At 50.0% G+C, this 19,857-nt stretch carries 14 protein-coding genes; 6 read left to right on the forward strand and 8 right to left on the reverse strand.

From position 1 onward, the window contains the following. Nucleotides 1-81 precede the first annotated feature (81 nt). Nucleotides 82-792 (reverse strand): DUF4197 domain-containing protein, encoded by a 711-nt coding sequence (locus H6570_22390; protein ID MCB9322047.1) that lies wholly within the window; start codon nucleotides 790-792, stop codon nucleotides 82-84. Nucleotides 793-848: 56 nt separating this feature from the next. Next, complete coding sequence (gene folB / locus H6570_22395) at nucleotides 849-1,235, reverse strand: dihydroneopterin aldolase (GenBank protein MCB9322048.1); 387 nt, start codon at nucleotides 1,233-1,235, stop codon at nucleotides 849-851. A gap of 653 nt (nucleotides 1,236-1,888) precedes the next feature. On the opposite strand from folB, the gene H6570_22400 reads away from it, so the two are divergent. After that, a complete protein-coding gene (locus H6570_22400) occupies nucleotides 1,889-3,079 on the forward strand; it encodes an acyl-CoA dehydrogenase family protein (GenBank protein MCB9322049.1) in 1,191 nt (396 codons plus the stop codon). A 108-nt stretch (nucleotides 3,080-3,187) separates the two neighbouring features. Here H6570_22400 and H6570_22405 read toward each other — a convergent pair whose 3' ends face one another. The 4 genes from H6570_22405 to H6570_22420 form a co-directional block, all read right to left on the reverse strand. Beyond that, nucleotides 3,188-4,012, reverse strand: coding sequence for a PorT family protein (locus H6570_22405; GenBank protein ID MCB9322050.1), 825 nt, complete (start codon nucleotides 4,010-4,012; stop codon nucleotides 3,188-3,190). Between the two features lie 12 nt (nucleotides 4,013-4,024). Further along, nucleotides 4,025-4,945, reverse strand: coding sequence for a hypothetical protein (locus tag H6570_22410; protein ID MCB9322051.1), 921 nt, complete (start codon nucleotides 4,943-4,945; stop codon nucleotides 4,025-4,027). Then, nucleotides 4,942-5,430, reverse strand: a complete 489-nt coding sequence (locus tag H6570_22415; GenBank protein ID MCB9322052.1) for an RNA polymerase sigma factor — start codon at nucleotides 5,428-5,430, stop codon at nucleotides 4,942-4,944. Before H6570_22415 ends, H6570_22410 begins: the two co-directional genes overlap by 4 nt. 123 nt (nucleotides 5,431-5,553) lie before the next feature. Continuing rightward, entirely contained in the window at nucleotides 5,554-6,141 is a 588-nt protein-coding gene (locus H6570_22420; GenBank protein MCB9322053.1) for a hypothetical protein, read from the reverse strand. Between the two features lie 203 nt (nucleotides 6,142-6,344). On the opposite strand from H6570_22420, the gene H6570_22425 reads away from it, so the two are divergent. The 5 genes from H6570_22425 (at nucleotide 6,345) to H6570_22445 (ending at nucleotide 15,477) form a co-directional block, all read left to right on the forward strand. Next, the gene (locus tag H6570_22425) at nucleotides 6,345-8,819 is read left to right on the forward strand and encodes a DNA translocase FtsK (protein MCB9322054.1); all 2,475 of its coding nucleotides are present in this window, start codon (nucleotides 6,345-6,347) and stop codon (nucleotides 8,817-8,819) included. 73 nt (nucleotides 8,820-8,892) lie between these two features. Next, entirely contained in the window at nucleotides 8,893-9,573 is a 681-nt protein-coding gene (locus H6570_22430; GenBank protein MCB9322055.1) for an outer membrane lipoprotein carrier protein LolA, read from the forward strand. Nucleotides 9,574-9,781: 208 nt separating this feature from the next. Continuing rightward, nucleotides 9,782-12,625, forward strand: coding sequence for a PAS domain S-box protein (locus tag H6570_22435; GenBank protein ID MCB9322056.1), 2,844 nt, complete (start codon nucleotides 9,782-9,784; stop codon nucleotides 12,623-12,625). Next, complete coding sequence (locus tag H6570_22440; protein ID MCB9322057.1) at nucleotides 12,625-13,326, forward strand: response regulator transcription factor; 702 nt, start codon at nucleotides 12,625-12,627, stop codon at nucleotides 13,324-13,326. The genes H6570_22435 and H6570_22440 overlap by 1 nt, the downstream gene beginning before the upstream one ends. 645 nt (nucleotides 13,327-13,971) lie before the next feature. Continuing rightward, entirely contained in the window at nucleotides 13,972-15,477 is a 1,506-nt protein-coding gene (locus tag H6570_22445; protein ID MCB9322058.1) for a GH3 auxin-responsive promoter family protein, read from the forward strand. 37 nt (nucleotides 15,478-15,514) lie between these two features. On the opposite strand, the gene H6570_22450 is transcribed toward H6570_22445, so the two are convergent. Together H6570_22450 and H6570_22455 are read right to left on the reverse strand one after the other, a co-directional pair. Continuing rightward, nucleotides 15,515-17,746 (reverse strand): fibronectin type III domain-containing protein, encoded by a 2,232-nt coding sequence (locus H6570_22450; protein MCB9322059.1) that lies wholly within the window; start codon nucleotides 17,744-17,746, stop codon nucleotides 15,515-15,517. A gap of 124 nt (nucleotides 17,747-17,870) precedes the next feature. Then, the gene (locus H6570_22455) at nucleotides 17,871-19,505 is read right to left on the reverse strand and encodes a hypothetical protein (protein MCB9322060.1); all 1,635 of its coding nucleotides are present in this window, start codon (nucleotides 19,503-19,505) and stop codon (nucleotides 17,871-17,873) included. Between the last annotated feature and the right edge of the window lie 352 nt (nucleotides 19,506-19,857).

Here is a 19,857-nt window from a genome sequence, read left to right on the forward strand (position 1 = left end):
CAGCTAGATCAAACAAAAACAGCCGGTCTGACCCAAGCCACACCGACTGTTCCTACTGTGTTCTACTTTATTTTGAGGACCCTAGCCGCGGCCCTGCTGGCCGAATACGCGGCGCAACAGATCGGTGGTGCGGGCACCCACATTGGTGCGGATCTCTTTTTCTTCTTTTTCAACCATGCTGAACAAGCCGTTCAGCGCCTGCGTATTCACATAGTCATCCAGCTTGGGATTCATCTTCTTGACCAATGGGATCTTGTTGTAGGCGGTGACCGCGGATTCCCAGTAGGACAAGGCATTAACCTTTTCCAGCGAGCTCACGATAACCGGTTTAAAGGCATCGTACAGTGGCTGGTAAGTTTCTTGCTTGAGGTAAACGGTGGCTGCATTATCCTGGCCTTTCAGGATATTCCAGGCATCGCCGATGGTCATCGACGTGATGGCATCCACAAAGATGGGTTTCGCTTTTTGTGCAGCATCTTCGGCAGCCCGGTTCAGCTTTTCAGTCAGCTGTTCTTCAAAGTCGGCGAATCCCGGAATCACCCGGAGCTTGTTGGCGATGGTGCGAGCTTCTTCCGGCATCAGGATCTTGTACGGACTTTTGTAATAGCCGTCTGCTTTTGCCAGCGCCTCGGCGCCTTTGCTGATACCCACCGTGAGGGCTTCCTTCAATCCTTTACCCACCTCCTCCGTGGTGACAGGCATGGTCCCGGCCTGGCTCAATACACCGTTCAGGGTGGCACACGACATCAGGCTGAAAGCCGTCAAGGCCAGCAGTAAGGTTCTTTTCTTCATAGTTTTGGTGTTGACGATTTGTATATAAGACGCACAAGGCGTCAAAAAGCTTGTTATTAAAAACTTAAATCTTTGCGTTTGGGTTTTTTCCTCCTGAGGCTGTGTTCAACATAAAAGCGCTGCGAAGGGCCTGCCAGAGGAGGATGCAGCTTGGAGATACGGACGCGGGTCTTTTTTACCTCCGGGTATTTACGGTGCAGCAGTTCGGCGAGCTCCACACATACGGACTCCAGCAATTTCCTGGTGCGCTCCATGCGCCGGGCACACAGGTTGTAAACCTTTTCGTAATTGACGGTATGCCGGATACCATCTTCCCGACCGGCCTTGGTAAAATCAAGGTCGAGGTACACGTCGACCACAAAATAATTTCCTTTCTTCCGCTCCTCTTTGTAGTACCCGTGGTAGGCATAAAACTGCATGCCTTCGATGGCAATGGTTCCCATATGATGATGGCTTTATGAAGTGCAAATCTAATCGGATTAGCCTTCAATTCAACATTCAACACTCAACATTCAACATTTCACATCTGGTCTGCCGTGCCTTCAGCACTCCTTTCATTTATTATCTTTTCCTGCGGATTGAAATCCGCAGCTATACCATCTTTCGAGCCTCCGGCTCTTTGCTCTTAATAACCTCAAATGGTATCTGGAACTTTTCAGAAGTTTCAATTCAACATTCAACCCTCAACATTCAACATTTCACATCTGGTCTGCCGTGCCTTCAGCACTCCTTTCATTATTATCTTTTCCTGCGGATTGAAATCCGCAGCTATACCATCTTTCGAGCCTCTGGCTCTTTGCTCTTAATAACCTCAAATGGTATCCACAACTTTTCAGAAGTTTCAGTTCAACATTCAACACTCAACATTCAACATTTCACATCTGGTCTGCCGTGCCTTCAGCACTCCTTTCATTTATTATCTTTTCCTGCGGATTGAAATCCGCAGCTATACCATCTTTCGAGCCTCTGGCTCTGTGCTCTTAATAACCTCAAATGGTATCCACAACTTTTCGGCTCTTTCAATTCAACATTCAACATTCAACATTCAACATTTCCCCCGCTTCTCCTACCTTTGCCGGCAAAATAAGTCCAACATATGAAAAGCGCTAACCGAGTCGATAAATACCAGCATCACGATTACTACCTGATGGATGAGTTACTGGAAGAAGAGCACCTGCTGGCCAGGGCCGCGGTCCGGGATTGGGTCAAATCAGAAGTCACTCCGATTATTGAAGACTATGCCGATCGTGCCGAATGCCCTACCCATCTGTTCAAAGGCCTGGCTGAAATCGGCGCCTTTGGACCCAGCCTGCCGGTTGAATATGGCGGCGGAGGCATGGATGAGATGGCTTATGGCGTGATTATGCAGGAATTGGAACGAGGTGATTCCGGAATCCGCTCGATGGCATCTGTCCAGGGATCGCTGGTCATGTACCCGATCTACCGCTTTGGCAGTGAGGAACAACGCAAGAAATACCTGCCCAAACTGGGTTCCGGCGACTTTATCGGTTGCTTTGGCCTGACCGAGCCGGATTACGGTTCCAATCCTGCCGGCATGGTTACCAACATCAGGGATGATGGCGACGCCTACATCCTCAACGGCGCCAAAATGTGGATCACCAACTCACCGGTTGCCGATCTGGCAGTGGTCTGGGCCAAAGATGAAGAAGGTGTCGTTCGTGGTATGGTGGTTGAAGCGGGCAGCCCCGGCTTCTCCGCTCCGGAGATCCATGGCAAATGGTCGCTGCGGGCATCCATCACTGGCGAGTTGATCTTTGAAGACGTACGGGTACCAAAATCTCAGGTCTTCCCGGAGGTCCGGGGCATGAAAGGTCCATTGTCCTGCCTGTCAAAAGCGCGTTACGGCATCGCCTGGGGGGCCCTCGGAGCAGCACTGGACTGCTACGATTCCTCCTTACGGTACAGCCTGGAGCGCATCCAGTTTGACCGGCCCATCGGCCAGTTTCAATTGACCCAGAAAAAATTGGCCGAAATGATCACCGAGATCACCAAGGCTCAACTGCTGACCTGGCGGCTCGGCACCCTGGCCAATAAAGGCAAAGCCACACCGGCCCAGATCTCGATGGCCAAGCGCAACAATGTGCATACCGCGCTGACAATTGCTAGGGAAGCCCGCCAGATCCACGGAGGCATGGGCATTACCAATGAATATCCGGTGATGCGTCATATGATGAACCTGGAAACTGTGCTCACCTATGAGGGTACGCACGACATCCACCTGTTGATCACCGGGTATGATGTGACGGGATTAAACGCATTTTCGTAAGATCGCAGGAAGGTCTCTCGCAGCGAGCAGGCAACACAAAATAAAAAGGAGGCGCCGGATGAAAATTCAGCGCCTCCTTTTTTTGAGCTGTATAAGTATATCTTCTGGTCAGAACGGTACCAGGGAGATCCCAATAGTAAAGGGATATAATTTTGCACCGGCATCCTGTTTTTCATCAAACAAGGGTGACATATTCAGCGTCCCGTACAGGTTGATCGGACCGAAGCCAACCTGGCCACGCAGACCATACTGGTATTTATTCAGGTTGAAATCATCGCGGATCTTCTCTTTGCCGTAGACACCACTCTTCTGCTTCAGGTTCGAGTTAAGTCGGAGGCCGCCATAGACACCAGCGCTGATCCGGAAGGAGCGGTGGTGGTGATTGGGGTTGGTCTCGATATTCAGCATGACCGGGATGGTCAGATAGGTCATCTGCAACCGGTTTTTACGGTAAGAGACGCCCTCATCGTTATTGATCGTCAACTGGGGTTGATTCGGCACCAGGCTGACGGAATTGGCAAAAGCATAATCCTGGATATTGAACTCCATACCATGGAGCAGATTCAGGACACCACCAGCCAGGTTGATCCTTTGCTGGTAGAGGTGGATCTGCAGGTTGGTGCTTCTGCCGAGATCCTGATCAAAAGGATTGATTCCGTTATCCAGGTATAAGGGCACGTCTTCTACGTAGGATCCCACACCGATATCAAGCAAGAACCACCGGGTTTTGATTGGGTCGTGACGGTATCTGCTGCGGTGATAAACCGTAGACTTGGAGTCTGAATTCATTGAATGGCTGTACACGGTATCAGCCTGATAATGGTCCGTACGGTAGCGGGGTGTATGTAACATCGAGTCCTGCTGAGCAACCGCTGCGGTGCACCCGGCCGTTAAGACCAACGAAGTCAGGGCGATTTTGAATGATAATTTCATGTTCAGGTTTTTTTAATCTTTGGAAAATAGTCCGGCAAAAGCTTCCGGGATGACCGATTCTCTGATGGAAAAGGATCCATCCTCGGTGTAGGCTTCCGGTCGTAACATACGTTTAAGAATATTGAGTCGATTGCGTTCCTCCGGCTGTGACACTTGTGCACTCAATGCTACAGCGGATTCGGCGATTGGATTTGTTTCTTCATCGTAGAGCAGTGTCACCACCGGGGCAGGCAAGGCGATGAATGCCATTTCCCGGGTAGCTGCTTCGGTCAGAGCTATGGCCTCATCGCTGGCGGGACTCGTTTCAAGTACTGCTACCTGATCATCCGCGCGGTCAGTGGCCACCGGTTTATTAATATCGGTGGTAGCAGGAACTCCGGACGTAGCCGGTGCATGCCGGGCCACCTGAATGGTTGAGTTCCTGGATTTAGGCTCTGCAGCCGGTAATATCTGGTGTTTTCCTTCTTTACTTCTTTCAGCCTCTGAAGCTTCGCTGCTTCTGGTCAGTTCTTCAGGGCTCTGCTGCACTGCTGCCAACTGCTGGTTCGGATCCTGTGATACGATTGGATGATCGTTGTGTGATTCGCTGGCAGGCATGATCTTCTCTTCTCCGGCAGCCATAGGATGATTATCCGGCTGTGGTCGCCAGAACAGTCCAAAGACGATCAGCAGCGCGACGGATGCGGCGGCAGCCAGCCAGTAGATGGGTCTAATGCGACGGGTTACACCCTCCGGTTTCAGGAGTCTGCTCTTGTCAGGATGGCTGACAACCTTCAGAGCGGGAGCGGTAAACTGCTGTTGCCATTCCACTTCCTCCCGGATATCCGGATGAGCATTCAGAAAAGTTACCATTTCTTCGCGCAGGTCCGGAGACAGGGTGCCATCCAGGTAATCGATGGCATATTTTTCGTAATTAAGGCGATTGATGGTCATAATACGATCTTTTTTTCTTGCATAAATTCATGGATCTTTTTCCGCGCACGGAACAAATTCACTTTAACCTGGCTCAAGGTAAGTTCCAGTTGTTCCGCTATTTCTTCATAAGCATGTCCCTCATATTCTCTCAGTAAAAAAATGCTGCGTTGTACTTCCGGCAAATGGTGCAGACATTCCCGGGCGAAATCCATCGTTTCAAACACCTCATCCGGTTCATAGCCCGAATCCTGCTGGGTATGGTTTTCAAAAGATACAATGCGGTGATTTTTCCTCCAGTCGTCGATGGAAGCATTCCGGGCGCTCACATACAGAAAAGCTTTCGCCTCCGGCATGCCAATCTGCTCCCGTTTCATCCATAGTTTTTCAAAACAATGCTGAACGATATCCTGGGCATCATCGATGTGACGGAAGCCCCGGTGCACGTACCGGTAAAGTGCATCGGCATAATGTTCCACACATTGATTGTATTCTTTGGCATTCATACACCCTAATTACGGATTAGCATTACGGAAAGTTACAGGCTACCTGATTAATGCTAAATTTTTATTCGCAGGAAATAGCTACATCGTTTTATCAACAATAGAAGATACCATTCGCGGGTAAGATCAGCTCTTGATCGAGAGCTCCGTCTGGAAGTAAATTCCCCGGTAAAATAGCGGTATCATCAGGATCAGATCCGACAGGTGCGCCACCCACTCGATACGGGGAATGCGTGACAAGGGGAAGGCTACTCCGGCAAGGCAAAGCAGGATGGCAATAATGATTGGCATTTTCTTTTTCAGGAGCAGGACTATCCCCACGATCAACAGACTCAATGGAAAGAGCGGGCCCGTCCAGAACAGCAACAGATTAAAAACCATAGCATGGATGGAAGCCTGGTCAAGAAGAGCCTGCTGGGTAAGGTCAAATGCTTCACTGATCACACCCCAAAAGGCAAAATTGATCCCACTGATACAACCAACCACCGCCAGAAAGTATCCCCACACCGAATAATGAGGTGTATCCTTCTCCAATAGTCCAAAAAGACTCTGAAGAGCATAGATCCAGCACACCAGGGATCCGATAAGGAGGGTTCCGCCGGTGAGACCATAGGCTCCGTTTTTCCAAAAAAAAGTGGAGGTAGCCATCAACAAGGGGGCTATAAAACAAGCTGCTCGCTGCAGTGATCTGGTTATGGTTGTTGCGTCTTTCATTTTCCGGGTTTTGATTACAGGATAGGACATCCCCAGTGAGTAGTAAGTTACATGCTACAACCAATCCAAAGTACCAGGGCGTCGATATTGCCGTTGAATTTCCAGAAAAAAATTTCACATTACATTTTTTCTTTATATGTATAATTCTATATTTGCGTGAAGATGCATTAAAAATATTCTTAATATCTAACTGTTTCAATCCCATGGCGTCCAAGAACAAAAAGAAAAAACAGCCCATCACCAAAACCCAGAAAAAGGAGCGCTTCCGCAAGATTGGCGGTATTATGGTCCTTTTCTTTACCGTCTATCTGGCGCTGGCCCTGGTATCTTATGTTTTTAACTGGCACGCCGATCAGGATCAGGTCTTTCATTTTTCCTGGCAAACCCTGTGGGATAACAATCTGGTCATGCAAAACTGGTGTGGACGTATGGGCGCCGTCCTTTCCAACTTTTTCATCTACTGGGGTTTTGGCATGTCCTCTTTCCTGTTGCTTCCCTTCCTGTACAAACTCGGCTGGTTCCTGCTACGCGGCAAGAAAGAACACAGCCTGACCTATCACTTTGCTTACCTGATGGGGCTGATGATCTATTTATCGGTCTTTTTTGAAGCTTTTTTCCTGAAAACTGCATTCCCCTGGGGCGGTACCATCGGCGAAGGACTGACCTACTGGGTCAGCAACTTCATCGGGGAGGTAGGATTGTATGCCTTGTTATTGCTTACCATCATCATCATCATCATCTGGTCCATCAATCCGAATTTCTCGGATGCCCAGATCCCCTGGCAGAAACTCTGGCCCTTCACCAAAACACCTGTCGCCGTAGGTGTGGGCGCCGTCACTGAAAATGTACCATTGAAACCTAGTTATTATACCAAGCCTGGCAGCAATCAAATCGAGCCGGAAGAAGACGAACAATCTGTTGCCCGCTTCAATAAATTTGGCCAGATGGAATTTGTTGTTCCGGACACTGCAGCATCAGCTGCCGGTGAAGAATCTCTGGACGATGACCTCGAATTTGAGATGATCGAACCCCAGGGTACCTCCCCGGCGCCGGAAGATCTGAACAATGACACCGAATTGGAGATTCAACACAGTGCCGAACATCTGCCCCTGCCCGTAGAAATGGATTCCCACCAGCATGGCGAACACATCGGACTGAACGTTCCGGTCGATCCGCAGGATGAGTTGCGCAATTATAAATTCCCTAGCCTGGAGCTCCTCGATGACTACAGCGAAGAGAAAGTGGAGATCGACCGCGCCGAACTGGAAGCCAACAAAGACCAGATTATCTCCACTTTGTTGAACTACAAGATTGAGATCACCAAGATCCGCGCCACCATCGGGCCGACCGTGACCCTGTACGAGATTGTCCCGGCTCCGGGTGTACGTATTTCCAGGATCAAAAACCTGGAAGATGACATCGCCCTGAGTCTCAGCGCCCTCGGCATCCGGATCATCGCGCCGATACCCGGCAAAGGAACCATCGGTATCGAAGTGCCGAATAAAAAGAAACAGGTCGTCAGTCTGCGCGAAGTGCTGGCATCGGACAAATACCACGACAACAAAATGGAATTACCCGTAGCACTGGGAAAAACCATTGCCAACGAAGTTTTTGTTGCCGACCTGGCTAAGATGCCCCACCTCCTGATTGCCGGAGCCACGGGTCAGGGTAAGTCAGTTGGTATCAACACCGTCCTGATGTCCCTGCTCTACAAAAAGCATCCCAGCGAAGTCAAACTGGTCCTGATCGACCCGAAAAAAGTGGAGCTGTTTCCGTACAGCAAGCTGAAAGAACATTACCTGGCCTTCCTCCCGGATGCCAAGGAGGCGATCACTACCGAGACCAGCAAGGTGATCAACATCCTCAATTCTCTCTGCATCGAAATGGATACGCGCTATGACCTGCTGAAAAAAGGCCGTGCGCGTAATATCAAAGAATACAATGCTAAATACCGCCGGAGGGAACTCAACCCGGAAAACGGACATAAATTCCTTCCTTTTATCATCCTGGTGATCGACGAGTTCGCCGACCTGATCATGACGGCTGGTAAGGAGATCGAATTACCCATCGGTCGTCTGGCCCAGCTGGCCCGTGCCGTAGGCATCCACCTGATCATCGCCACCCAGCGTCCTTCGGTAAACATCATCACAGGTATCATCAAAGCCAACTTCCCGGCCCGTATCGGATTTAAGGTGACCAGCAAAATTGACAGCCGTACCATCCTCGACCGCGGCGGCGCCGAACAACTCATCGGTCGCGGGGATATGTTGCTTAATGTCGGAGGCGATATGATCCGCCTGCAGTGCGCCTTTGTGGATACTCCTGAGGTGGAACGCGTGCTCGACCACATCCACGACCAACCGGGATTTGCCGAACCATTTTACCTGCCCGAATACCAGCCGGAAAGCGAAGCCATGATCGGAGAATCCGGATTGTCCTGGGATGAGCTGGATGACCAGTTTGAAGATGCTGCAAGACTCGTGGTGCAAAACCAACTGGGTTCCACCTCGATGATCCAGCGTCGGATGAAATTAGGTTACAACCGCGCCGGACGGATCATGGATCAGCTGGAGCAACTTAATATCGTAGGTGCTGCTGATGGTAGCAAGCCCCGTGAAGTACTGGTCTTCTCTGAAATGGAATTGGAACACTTATTGGATGAATTAAAGAAAAAGTAAGGGCTTAACCCTACTTTAACGCTTCCATCAAACTAATGGCGGTTTGCCATCGTTCTTGGTATAAATGCTTTTCATGAAGGTTCGTGGTTGTATTCCGATGTTGATGTTCCTCCTGTCAGGCAGCTTGGCTTGGACGCAGACCCCACGGAGTGCGGATCTGGAAGTATCCGATTCCAGGGCAGTCAACCTGCTGCAAATGACCAAAGAGAAAATGGACAACTGGACGGATGTCACGGTGGACTTCGTGATGACAACCACGATGCCCGATCAAACCCAAAGCAAACAAACCGGCAAACTCTACCAGCAGGGAGCCAAATACCGGCTGGAACTCCCCGACCGTACCCTGGTCTGTGATGGTAAATCCATGTGGAGTTTCCTCCGCGATGCCAATGAGATCCAGATCCAGGATGCCGCGGATGTACAGGATGAAGGTTATGCCACTCCATTGGACTGGTTGAAGATCTATAACGACCAGAGCTACTTTTTTGCATTGGTGGACCAGGTAAAAGACCACGGTCAGACCCTTGACCTGATCGAGTTCAAGTCCAAGATTCGCGACGAGGAAGTCTCCAAGGCACGACTAAGCCTGGACCCGCAAAGCATACCCCGGGCACTGGAATTATTTTATCGCGATGGGGTCCGGATGTCCCTGCAACTGACCACGCTCAAACCCAATCAACAGATCGCAGCCAATTTGTTCCAGATGGATGTCAACAAATATCCGGGGGCACATGTCGAAGACCTGCGGTTCTAAAACTGCCAGACCAGCATCATTTTTTGGTGATTTTTAACTGCCTTTCTTGCGGAAATACACCAATCTGTGCCTTCGCCAGAAACAATGATCCGGAACAGTCAATCGAGTCATTTCTATCCAATGAAATGAAATTGAAGATCATTCATGTATCTTAGTCTTCCCTCACTCCTGATGGAATGCCATTTGCATTGAGACTAAAGACGCTATGATGGAAAAGGAGACTGAACACTGGAAAAAACGACTAGAGGAAGAACAAGAGCGCCGGGCTCAAGCGGAAGCTCAATTGCAAATACTGAGAAAAGAGTTGGATGCCACCCGGCAGGCACTGGAACTGGGCATGGGTACGAGTTGGAAATCCGACGAAAAGGGAACCCGCCCGGTCCGCAACCCCTTTGACAATCTGGTAGAGCATGCAACAGACATCATCTACCTGGTGGATGAGAACGGTTATTTTACCCTCGTCAATACGCAGGCCGTTGTCCAATTCGGTTACCGGAAAGAAAATCTCCTCGGAAGGCATTTTTCTGAATTCGTCTCCCCGGATCAGCGCCTGAAGGTCTATGAGTATTATGTGCGTATGCGTGACGAAGGCATCGAGAAAACCTACCTGGAGTTTCCCGTGATCAATGCCGCCGGTGGAGAGATCTGGATCGGTCAGAATGTGACCAGGGTGAACGATGAAAACGGAAAGCTCCACTTCACGGCCATCGCCCGTGACATCACCGGTAAATACCACAAGGAACAGAAACTGCGGTCCTTTATGACCATGGTTACCGCTCTGGTTACCAACATCCGGGCTGCAATGGTCATTGAAAACCAGGATCACCAGGTCGTAATCCTGAATCCCACCTTTAGTAACCTCTTCAGTCTGAAAGAAAAGTTATCCGATCTGGAAGGCAGCCACTTCCCCAGCCTTCTGCTTCAAAACCGGCATTTGTTCAAATCGCCGGATGATTTTGCCGACAGGATACGGTCCATCATCGACTCGAAAGAAGTTCATGCCGGCGAAGAAATCGTCATGAATAACAATAAGACGGTGCTCCTGAACTTCGTCCCTATTGTTTCCGAAGGCGATTTTTTTGGTAACCTGTGGTATTTTGAGGATATCAGCGCCCGTAAGGACAAAGAACTGCAGATCAAGCGCAGTGAAGAAAAATACCGGGGCATCATCGAAAACATGGAGTTTGGCATCATGGAAGTCAATCAGGACGGTTACATCATCCGCGCCTACGACCGTTTTTGCAAACTCACCGGATACCGGGAAGAAGAACTGCTGGGACAGAACGCCATCGACATGCTGCTCCCACCCAATTACAAGGAGATGATGCGCCGGAATGATGAAAGCCGCAAGCAGGGCATCAGCAATGTCTACGAATCCGAGATCATCACCAAGTCCGGCAAAATCATGAATGTATTGATCGGAGGTGCACCATTCTACGATGAGACCGGCAAATTCATAGGTTCCATGGGCATTCACTACGACATCACCCTGCAGAAACAGCTGCAACGGGAACTGGAGAAAGCGCGGCAGGAAGCAGAGAACGCCCGTGATGCCGAGAAGGAATTCCTTGCCAATATGAGCCACGAGATTCGCAATCCCATCAACACCATCCTGGGAGCCACTCACCTGCTTTTTGACACCCCATTGAATAAAGAACAGCATGAACTGATCACCTCACTGCGCAATTCTTCCGAGATCCTGCATGCCCTGGTCAATGATATACTGGACATCTCCAAAATCACCGAAGGCAAATTTGAACTGAATAAAAAGCGCTTTAACCTGTACGACCACGTCTATACCCTAGCCCATTCTTTCCAGCTGCCGGTGCAATCCAAAGGCCTCTCTCTATTCATTCATTTGGAGAAAGACCTGCAGGTAGAGGTATTTGAAGATAAGACGGTCCTCAGCCAGATCCTGATCAACCTGTTTACCAATGCCCTGAAATTTACGAATCAGGGACACATTCTCTTTTATGGATGTCAACTGGCGGAGACTGACGAGCATTACACTTTCGAATTTTCCATCAAAGATACCGGGATCGGCATCGGTGAAGATCGCATCAGCACCATCTTTGACCGCTTCAATCAGGCCGGCAAAGCCATCCAGAGTCAATACGGCGGTACCGGACTGGGCTTGAGTATCTGCCAGAAGCTGATCCAGATGCATCATGGCGAGATCAGGGTGTTTTCACGCCTCAATCAGGGAACCACTTTCACGTTTAATCTGCAACTCGAAAAGGCAACCGAAATCCCTTACCCCGAAAAATTATCCAACCATTCGGCCATTGAAAAATTGCACGGGATACGCGTTTTGATCGTAGAAGACAACACGATGAACCAGCAATATCTGAACAGCCTCTTTCACAAATTGGGCATGGTGTCCCAGGTAGCTATGGACGGACTTAAGGCACTGGACCTGCTTGACCGTCACGGGTTTGACCTCATCCTGATGGATATCCGCATGCCTCACCTGGATGGCTATGAAACGACTGCCCGTTTACGCGCCATGCAGGGCAATGTCAATCAAAACATACCGATCATCGCACTCACTGCCTCGGCACTTAAGGACGAAAAAGATAAAGCGCTGGCCAGCGGTATGAACTACCACCTGAGCAAACCATTCCTTCCGGAGCAGATCATTGACCTGATGATCCAGGCTGTGGATGGATATTATTCAGGAGATACTGCCTCCGCTCACATTGAAAAACGGAAGCGGCACCAGACGGTCAGCGAACTATACGATGGCGACTGGGAGCACTATTACCTGATGGTCGACTTATTCATCCGGAATATGCCGGAAGAACTACGCGATATTGAGCGATTGCTGGACAACGACTTGGGCGACCAGCTGATCCACCACCTGCACAAGATTAAACCTTCCTACGCCATGATCGGATATCCGGAACTGGCCAAGGAGATCGAAATGATAGAAATGAATCTGGAGAAAGGACTGCTGAAGCGTGGTGAAATGTCTGAATTTATCCACCGGCTCCGGGAACGAACCATCGACATCATCAATCATATTTCCTCTGCACCTGTCACCCAACTGTAATGGAAATACGTTGCCTGATTATTGATGATGATGAGATGTCGCGTATCTCGCTGGAAAAACTGACCGCCAAAATTCCGGATATCGAAATCGTCGGCACTTGCGTCAATGCCAATCAGGCCCTGAGCATTCTGGAGGAGGAATACGTCGATGTCTTATTACTCGATATTCAGTTGCCCGGACTATCCGGTCTGGACCTGGTTCAATCCGTCCAATATCTTCCTTACGTCATATTTGTCACATCCCGCGCCGATTATGCCCTTCAGGCCTTTGAATTCAAAGACAAGATCATCGATTTCATCACCAAACCGGTGGTCATGCAGCGATTATCCAATGCTTTCGAACGGGTGCGGGAATTGGTCCGTAATGATCAGCCGCCTCTAGCAAGTCCGGACTTGTTCATCCGCAGTGAAGGCCGTATCGTGCGCCTGGATTTGAATAACCTGCTTTACGTCGAAACCAAGGGAGACTACGTAGCCTTTGTTACAGAAGATGAACAATTCATGGTCCACTCTACCCTGAAAGCCATCGATGAGATTATTCAGCAACCACATCTGATGAAGGTGCACCGCTCCTTTATCATCAATCTGCATAAGATTAAAGACATTGAAGAAAACAGCATCCTGCTAATCAACAAAAAAATCATTCCGGTCTCCAGACAATTCAAGCCGCTACTGATCCGGCGGATCAATCCGCTGGGATAAGCCCTCATTCATACTAAAAAAAGGATTAATGTGTCCATTCAACGTCGAAATACACCCAAAAACCTAAAAAGCATTGAAGGGGTAGATCCCCGGATTACATTTAACCCTCAGAACGAAAATTCTAACTCAAATAGGCCAGCTTATAAGGATTGTATTTCAAACATGTTGGTGTTTGAGTTTTCATGGGTGCTGCAGTAGAACAGTGGGTTGGATATCAGCTGCAGCATCTTTTTTCAGCTAATTAGCCTCAAAAGCCAAGATTTTTTATCGCATCCTGCATACCAAAATCCAATTGAAAACTACAGGGTGGATGTGAACAGGTGGAGTGATATTCAGGTCATTCCACACTCTTACTCAATGACCGAAAGCTGGTAACGAGGCACATCCCCGATTTTATTCCAACTGAATACACTACCGTCGCTCCAGATTAACCTTGCCTATGGTTCATCTGAGGCTGTGACACCCGTCTGACAGATTTACAGCCATCTGAACGTGCTTCAGTAGCTACCTCCTGCAAAGCAGCCAAAATCCCAAACCGAAGTCTCTACACTGTCCCGGCATACCTTCGCTTTTTCCGGTCCGTTCTCTACATAATTTCCAGAAATACATTCATTCGAGTATAGCCTGATCACGTATTTTTGCGCCATGGGAATTAAAGCAGCATTTGTCAAACCCCTGGCCCGGCGTATCGTCCGCCAGACTGCTGAAATGGCAGCAGAAGCGCCCCAGCGTCAACAGGACATCCTGCAACAATTGATCAGCAAGGGACGTCAGACGCAGTTTGGCAAGGACCACGGACTCGATAAAGTAAAAACCTATCAGGATTATTGCCAGGCCGTACCCATCGCAGATTACGAGGCGCTGAAAGGCTATATCGAAGATGTGAAAGCAGGGAAACAGGATGCACTCTGGCCAGGCAAACCCCTCTATCTGGCTAAAACTTCCGGCACTACATCCGGGACCAAATACATACCCATCACCCGGGACAGCCTGCCCAACCACTTTAATACCGCACGCAATGCCTTGTTTAATTATGCGCATTACGCGGATGACTTTTCTTTTTTTGATGGCCAAATGATCTTTTTTTCCGGCTCACCCCGCCTGGATACCCATAATGGTATTGCCATCGGCAGACTTTCCGGCATCGTCAACCATCAGGTGCCCAACTGGCTGCAGAAAAACAAACTGCCTTCGTATGAGATCAACTGCATTTTAGACTGGGAGACAAAATTGACCGCCATTGTCCATGAATCGGTGCACAAAGATCTGAGGCTTATCGGAGGCATTCCGCCCTGGGTACAGATGTATTACGAACGATTGCTGGAAATTACCGGAAAATCGTCCGTTGCAGAAGTATTCCCCCATTACCGGGTCTACGTACACGGGGGCGTTAATTACGCTCCGTATCAGGCAAAATTGCAGGAACTTGTGGGTCATCCGATCCATGAAGTGGAGACCTATCCTGCCTCGGAAGGATTCATTGCTTTTCAATACCGGCCGGATGAAAAGGCATTATTGCTCAACGCCGATTCGGGGATATTTTTTGAATTCATACCGGTGGAGGAATTTCATCAGGACCAACCCCGCCGGCTCCACCTGGGTCAGGTCGAAACCGGTGTGCAATATGCCGTGATCATCAACTCCAATGCCGGACTCTGGGGTTACAGCATCGGTGACACCATCGAATTTACCTCCACAAATCCCTATCTGCTGCGCGTCACCGGACGCATCAAACATTTCATCTCGGCCTTTGGAGAACATGTGATAGCCAAAGAAGTGGATCAGGCCATCCTCGACACCATCGAAAGCCATGCTGCCCAGGTGACTGAATTTACGGTGGCACCTCAGATCAGTCCCCCGGAAGGCGGTGCACCCTATCACGAGTGGTTCATAGAATATGCCTCCCCACCTGCCGACCCGGTTGCTTTCACCCGGGCTTTGGATGAATCCATGCAGAAGCAAAACATTTATTATAAGGACCTCCGGCAAGGAAACATTCTGCGTGAATTGGTCATCAGACCTATGCAGCCTAACGCCTTTCGCAACTACATGAAGTCCATCGGTAAGTTGGGTGAACAGAATAAGGTACCCCGGCTGACCAATGACCGGAAAATGGCTGATGCTTTGGCCGTCTACCGGATCGATCAATAAAAAAAGGCACCCGGCCATTCCGGATGCCTTCAACCATTTATTGAAATATAGAAAGCTTTCCGACCGAGATTCGATTTCCTACCTGGAGGGTCACCTGATAGATTCCGGTCGCCATTCGTTCCAGAGGGATTCTCCAGTCAAATGGTCCGGCGGGCACCTGCTGTGTAGCCTGGTAGTGGATCCTGCCGGTGAAGTCCGTCAGGGTGATCCGGGCATTTTGAAACGTGGAACTATTTACCTGAACCATAACCTGCCGATTGGCCGGATTGGGTGAAAGGGACAGGTCATTGATCTCCCGGGTACGTCGCTCCACCTCCAGGGTTGACGGAGTTTGACCTATTCCATTGGGTTGAATAAAACGAGTCACCTCCGGGAGCGAAATAGCTCCTCCTGAACAGATAACTTTCACTTCGACCTGGTAGGTGGTCCCTGCTATCAATCCAGTCACTTCCAATGAAGTTCCCAAAGCAAATCTTTTTAATTTCCAGGGTATGCTGGTCTGTTCAGCCTCAATTTCCACTTCATAATAGGCAGCCCCTGGCACCACATTCCAGCTGATTTGTGCATTCGGGCCTGCAGCACTGATGCGCAGCCCGCTCACCGGAAGGCATGAATCAGGAGCTACCTGACTTACAATAGTAGTATCCACTCCGGCAATAAAAAACACCCCGGCAGACTTAACTTCCCCACCAGATGGGCACTTCGAGTGTACCTGCACTTTATATAATCCTCCGGGGACTAAATCATCCACTTGCCAGGACGTATCCGAAGTCATGATATTCAGGCTTTGAGCCACATCCGATTCTTCCAGTTCCACCTCCAGTTCGTAATTGGTAACACCAGAGGCAGGACGCCAGGTTATCTGCACACTGGTTCCGGAGAGCGGCTCGATCCGGATTTGTTCTGTAGCAGCGCAATCCCCTTTGGCATTATCTTCGTCCGGACTTGTCGTACCTGCATTAAATAACTGGATGGTCTCCGGTTTGTCGCCACAGCGTGACTTCACCTTTACTTTGTACAAGCCGCCGGAAGCCAATCCGCTGACCTGAAATGTGGTTCCGCTCACCTGCTGCTCTACGTGAAATGCGGGCGTCGTCTCCTCACTTTCAACTTCCACCTCAAAGGTCGTGACACCAACCACTGCCTCCCAGTTGATCGTTGCGGTGGCGCCCGCTGCTGTCACGGTTATCAGCGATGTTGCGGCACAACTGCCGGTAGGCTGTCCTGTCGGATTTCCGGGGTTGACATCTCCGGATCCGGCGGTGAAGAATTCGATGGTCTCCGGTTTGTCGCCGCAGCGTGACTTCACCTTTACTTTGTACAAGCCGCCAGAAGTCAATCCGCTGACCTGAAATGTGGTTCCGCTCACCTGCTGCTCTACGTGAAATGCGGGCGTCGTCTCCTCACTTTCAACTTCCACCTCAAAGGTCGTGACACCAACCACTGCCTCCCAGTTGATCGTTGCGGTGATACCCGCTACTGTCACGGTTATCAGCGATGTTGCGACACAACTGCCGGTAGGCTGTCCTGTCGGATTGCCGGGGTTAACATCTCCGGATCCAGCGGTGAAGAATACAATGGTCTCCGGTTTGTCGCTACAGCGTGACTTCACCTTTACTTTGTATAAGCCGCCGGAAGTCAATCCGCTGACCTGAAATGTGGTTCCGCTCACCTGCTGCTCTACGTGAAATGCCGGCGTTGTCTCCTCACTTTCAACTTCCACCTCAAAGGTCGTGACACCAACCACTGCCTCCCAGTTGATCGTTGCGGTGGTGCCCGCTGCTGTCACGGTTATCAGCGATGTTGCGGCACAACTGCCGGTAGGCTGTCCTGTCGGATTGCCGGGGTTGACATCTCCGGATCCGGCGGTGAAGAATACAATGGTCTCCGGTTTGTCGCCACAGCGTGACTTCACTTTTACTTTGTACAAGCCGCCGGAAGTCAATCCGCTGACCTGAAATGTGGTTCCGCTGACTCGCTGCTCTGTTTTAAAAAACGGGGTGTTTTGCTCACTCTCCACTTCGACATCAAAAGCAGTTACACCGTCTACCGCTTCCCAGCTGATGGACGCCGTAGTGCCGGTTGAAGCAATATTGATATGGGATGTCGCTGAGCAGGCATCATCTGGAGCTTCTGCTATGGCGGCAATTGCTGGATAGAGCAACCGATTACCAGTAAGTGTGGAGAATCGATGCGGCAAATGGGCTTGAAGGCTGTTCAGCCCTATAATGGCTAAACAGAGAATGGTTAGGGAAAAATGCTGTCTCATGGTTATTAACTTTTGCTGGACTAAAGTTGCAGCAAAGCCTCCTCACCGGGCAAATCGATCCTTCCGTACCGGAAAAAACGTCGGAGTGAGCGGGTAAAAAGACAACCTGATTATTGGGAACGGATTATTGAAAGAGCACCTTTCCAGCATATTTCCGGCCACTCGTGGTGATGTATTGGTACAGCATCACCGGCGACTTTTGGGTTGGAAACCATTGATAATTTTCGAACCCCTGCAATGGCTTCTGATGGATCAGCCGGCCTTGCAAATCATAGATCCTCAGGACACCCGGTTCCTCATCTGGTGTTTGAAAAGTGATCTGATCCCTGGCAGGGTTTGGAAATACCTGTAATGATGGGACCGAAAGATCGTGCCTGGAAGCCGTAACCTGCAGTCCGGTGGTGTCTGTTACGTAAAAGACCCCCAGGACCATCATCTCGTCCTGGGACGTGGGTCCCCACCGCACGGTCTGAGGGCCATTGTTTACCCACGCAGCCGTATGTACGATCCCGCGATCCAGGCGTATGGGGAGCAAATGTTCGAAAAAGCGTGTCGGAATGTGCTGATAATCGAAATAGGGCGAAAAACAACCCGGTATGCCGTCGGCGCACTGGGCATCGTAGAGCATCGCCCCCCGGTTTCCGTTTTGATCCAGCTCGTACACTTTATAATCCACCCCATAGCGATGCGTATGGCCGAGCACACCCCACACAAAGATTTGCGGCCCGTCAGGCACGCGCAGGGTCTGCTGATAGCGTACCGTATCACCCGTATTCGGAATGACAATCAATGGATTGGGAACCAGTACTGCATGCATCTCCTGGGCTGCCGTACCCGATGGTTGCGTGTACACATTGATGTACACCTCTGCTTTAAAGACCTTGTCGCGGCTGTAATTGATAACATGGGCATTGAGATCCAGTACATAGTTGGCATCCCAATGAAATGCGGTTCCTTCAGGGAGTACCATGTCCTCCGTTCGCTGCACGCCCGTAATGATGTTGACGTTGGCATGGTTTTGTTCGCGACGCAAGCCGTCCGGCAGGTCCACACCCCCATTGGTCGACTCATACATGATGAAATGGTGAGAAAAGTCCGAGATCTGGAGTTTGATCTGAGGCACTTCGACATCCTGCTTCAGGCCGGTCTCGTATTTTTGAAAAAACTCATCTTCTGTACCCGGTGCCAGGAAGAAAGGTCCTGTCTTGATCTGAAACCCCTCACCCGGCCAGGGTGCTGCCGGCGGCCCATTGGGAAATGCAGCCAGGCCGTCCCCTGCATAATAGCGATTCACCAAACCCGTATCGAAGGGCATGCCATTGGAAGGAGCGCCGAACAGGATCCATTGACGCAGATATTCTTTTTCCGTCGCGCTGACGACGCTGCTTTGGTCCTGGGGCATCTGATCACCCTCTCCCGCTGCCAGTTCGTCATCCGGGTCAAAAGTACCGTTGACTTTGCGATAGAGAAAGGATTGGTCCGGTCTGCCCGGGTGGATCAGCTGATTGCCATTGCTGCGGGCCGTTGCATTCTGCGGCTGCACACCGACCAGGTTTTGGTAGACGTGATTCAGGTTAGCCTGCGAACTGGTGCCATCGCCACGCAGATCGAGACCTCCCGACAAACTGGTCGGGTTATGACATTGGATACAATGGGTTTGAAAGGTCTGGTACACCAGTTGAAATGCCGATCCTTCCTGTGCCTGCAAAAGACCGCCTGCCACCAGAAATAACATCAGAAAACCCGTCACTCGATTCATCACCTTCATCGCTTGCATTCAAAAATACAACATTGCACCGGATGATGCACCGATCTTGCATTTCCTCATCGACAGAATGAATTGAAGTAATTAAAGAGCCAGCGACTCGACATATCGTATAGCCGCGGACTTCAATACGCCGATACGTGTTCATAGGGAATGCCGAGGCTCAAACCCAAGAGCCAGAGGCTCGATACATCTTGTAGCAGCTGATTTCAATCCGCTGATTCAGTTCCAATGAGATTTCAGAGTGCTGTAGACACGACAGATACCGGAATGTAACCGGTGCTAACCTGATTTCTATTCTCTGCATCCGCTTGAAGAAAATCACCTGTTCTGGCACTAAAGAGCA

This window comes from Lewinellaceae bacterium (assembly GCA_020636135.1).
Lineage (GTDB): Bacteria > Bacteroidota > Bacteroidia > Chitinophagales > Saprospiraceae > JAGQXC01.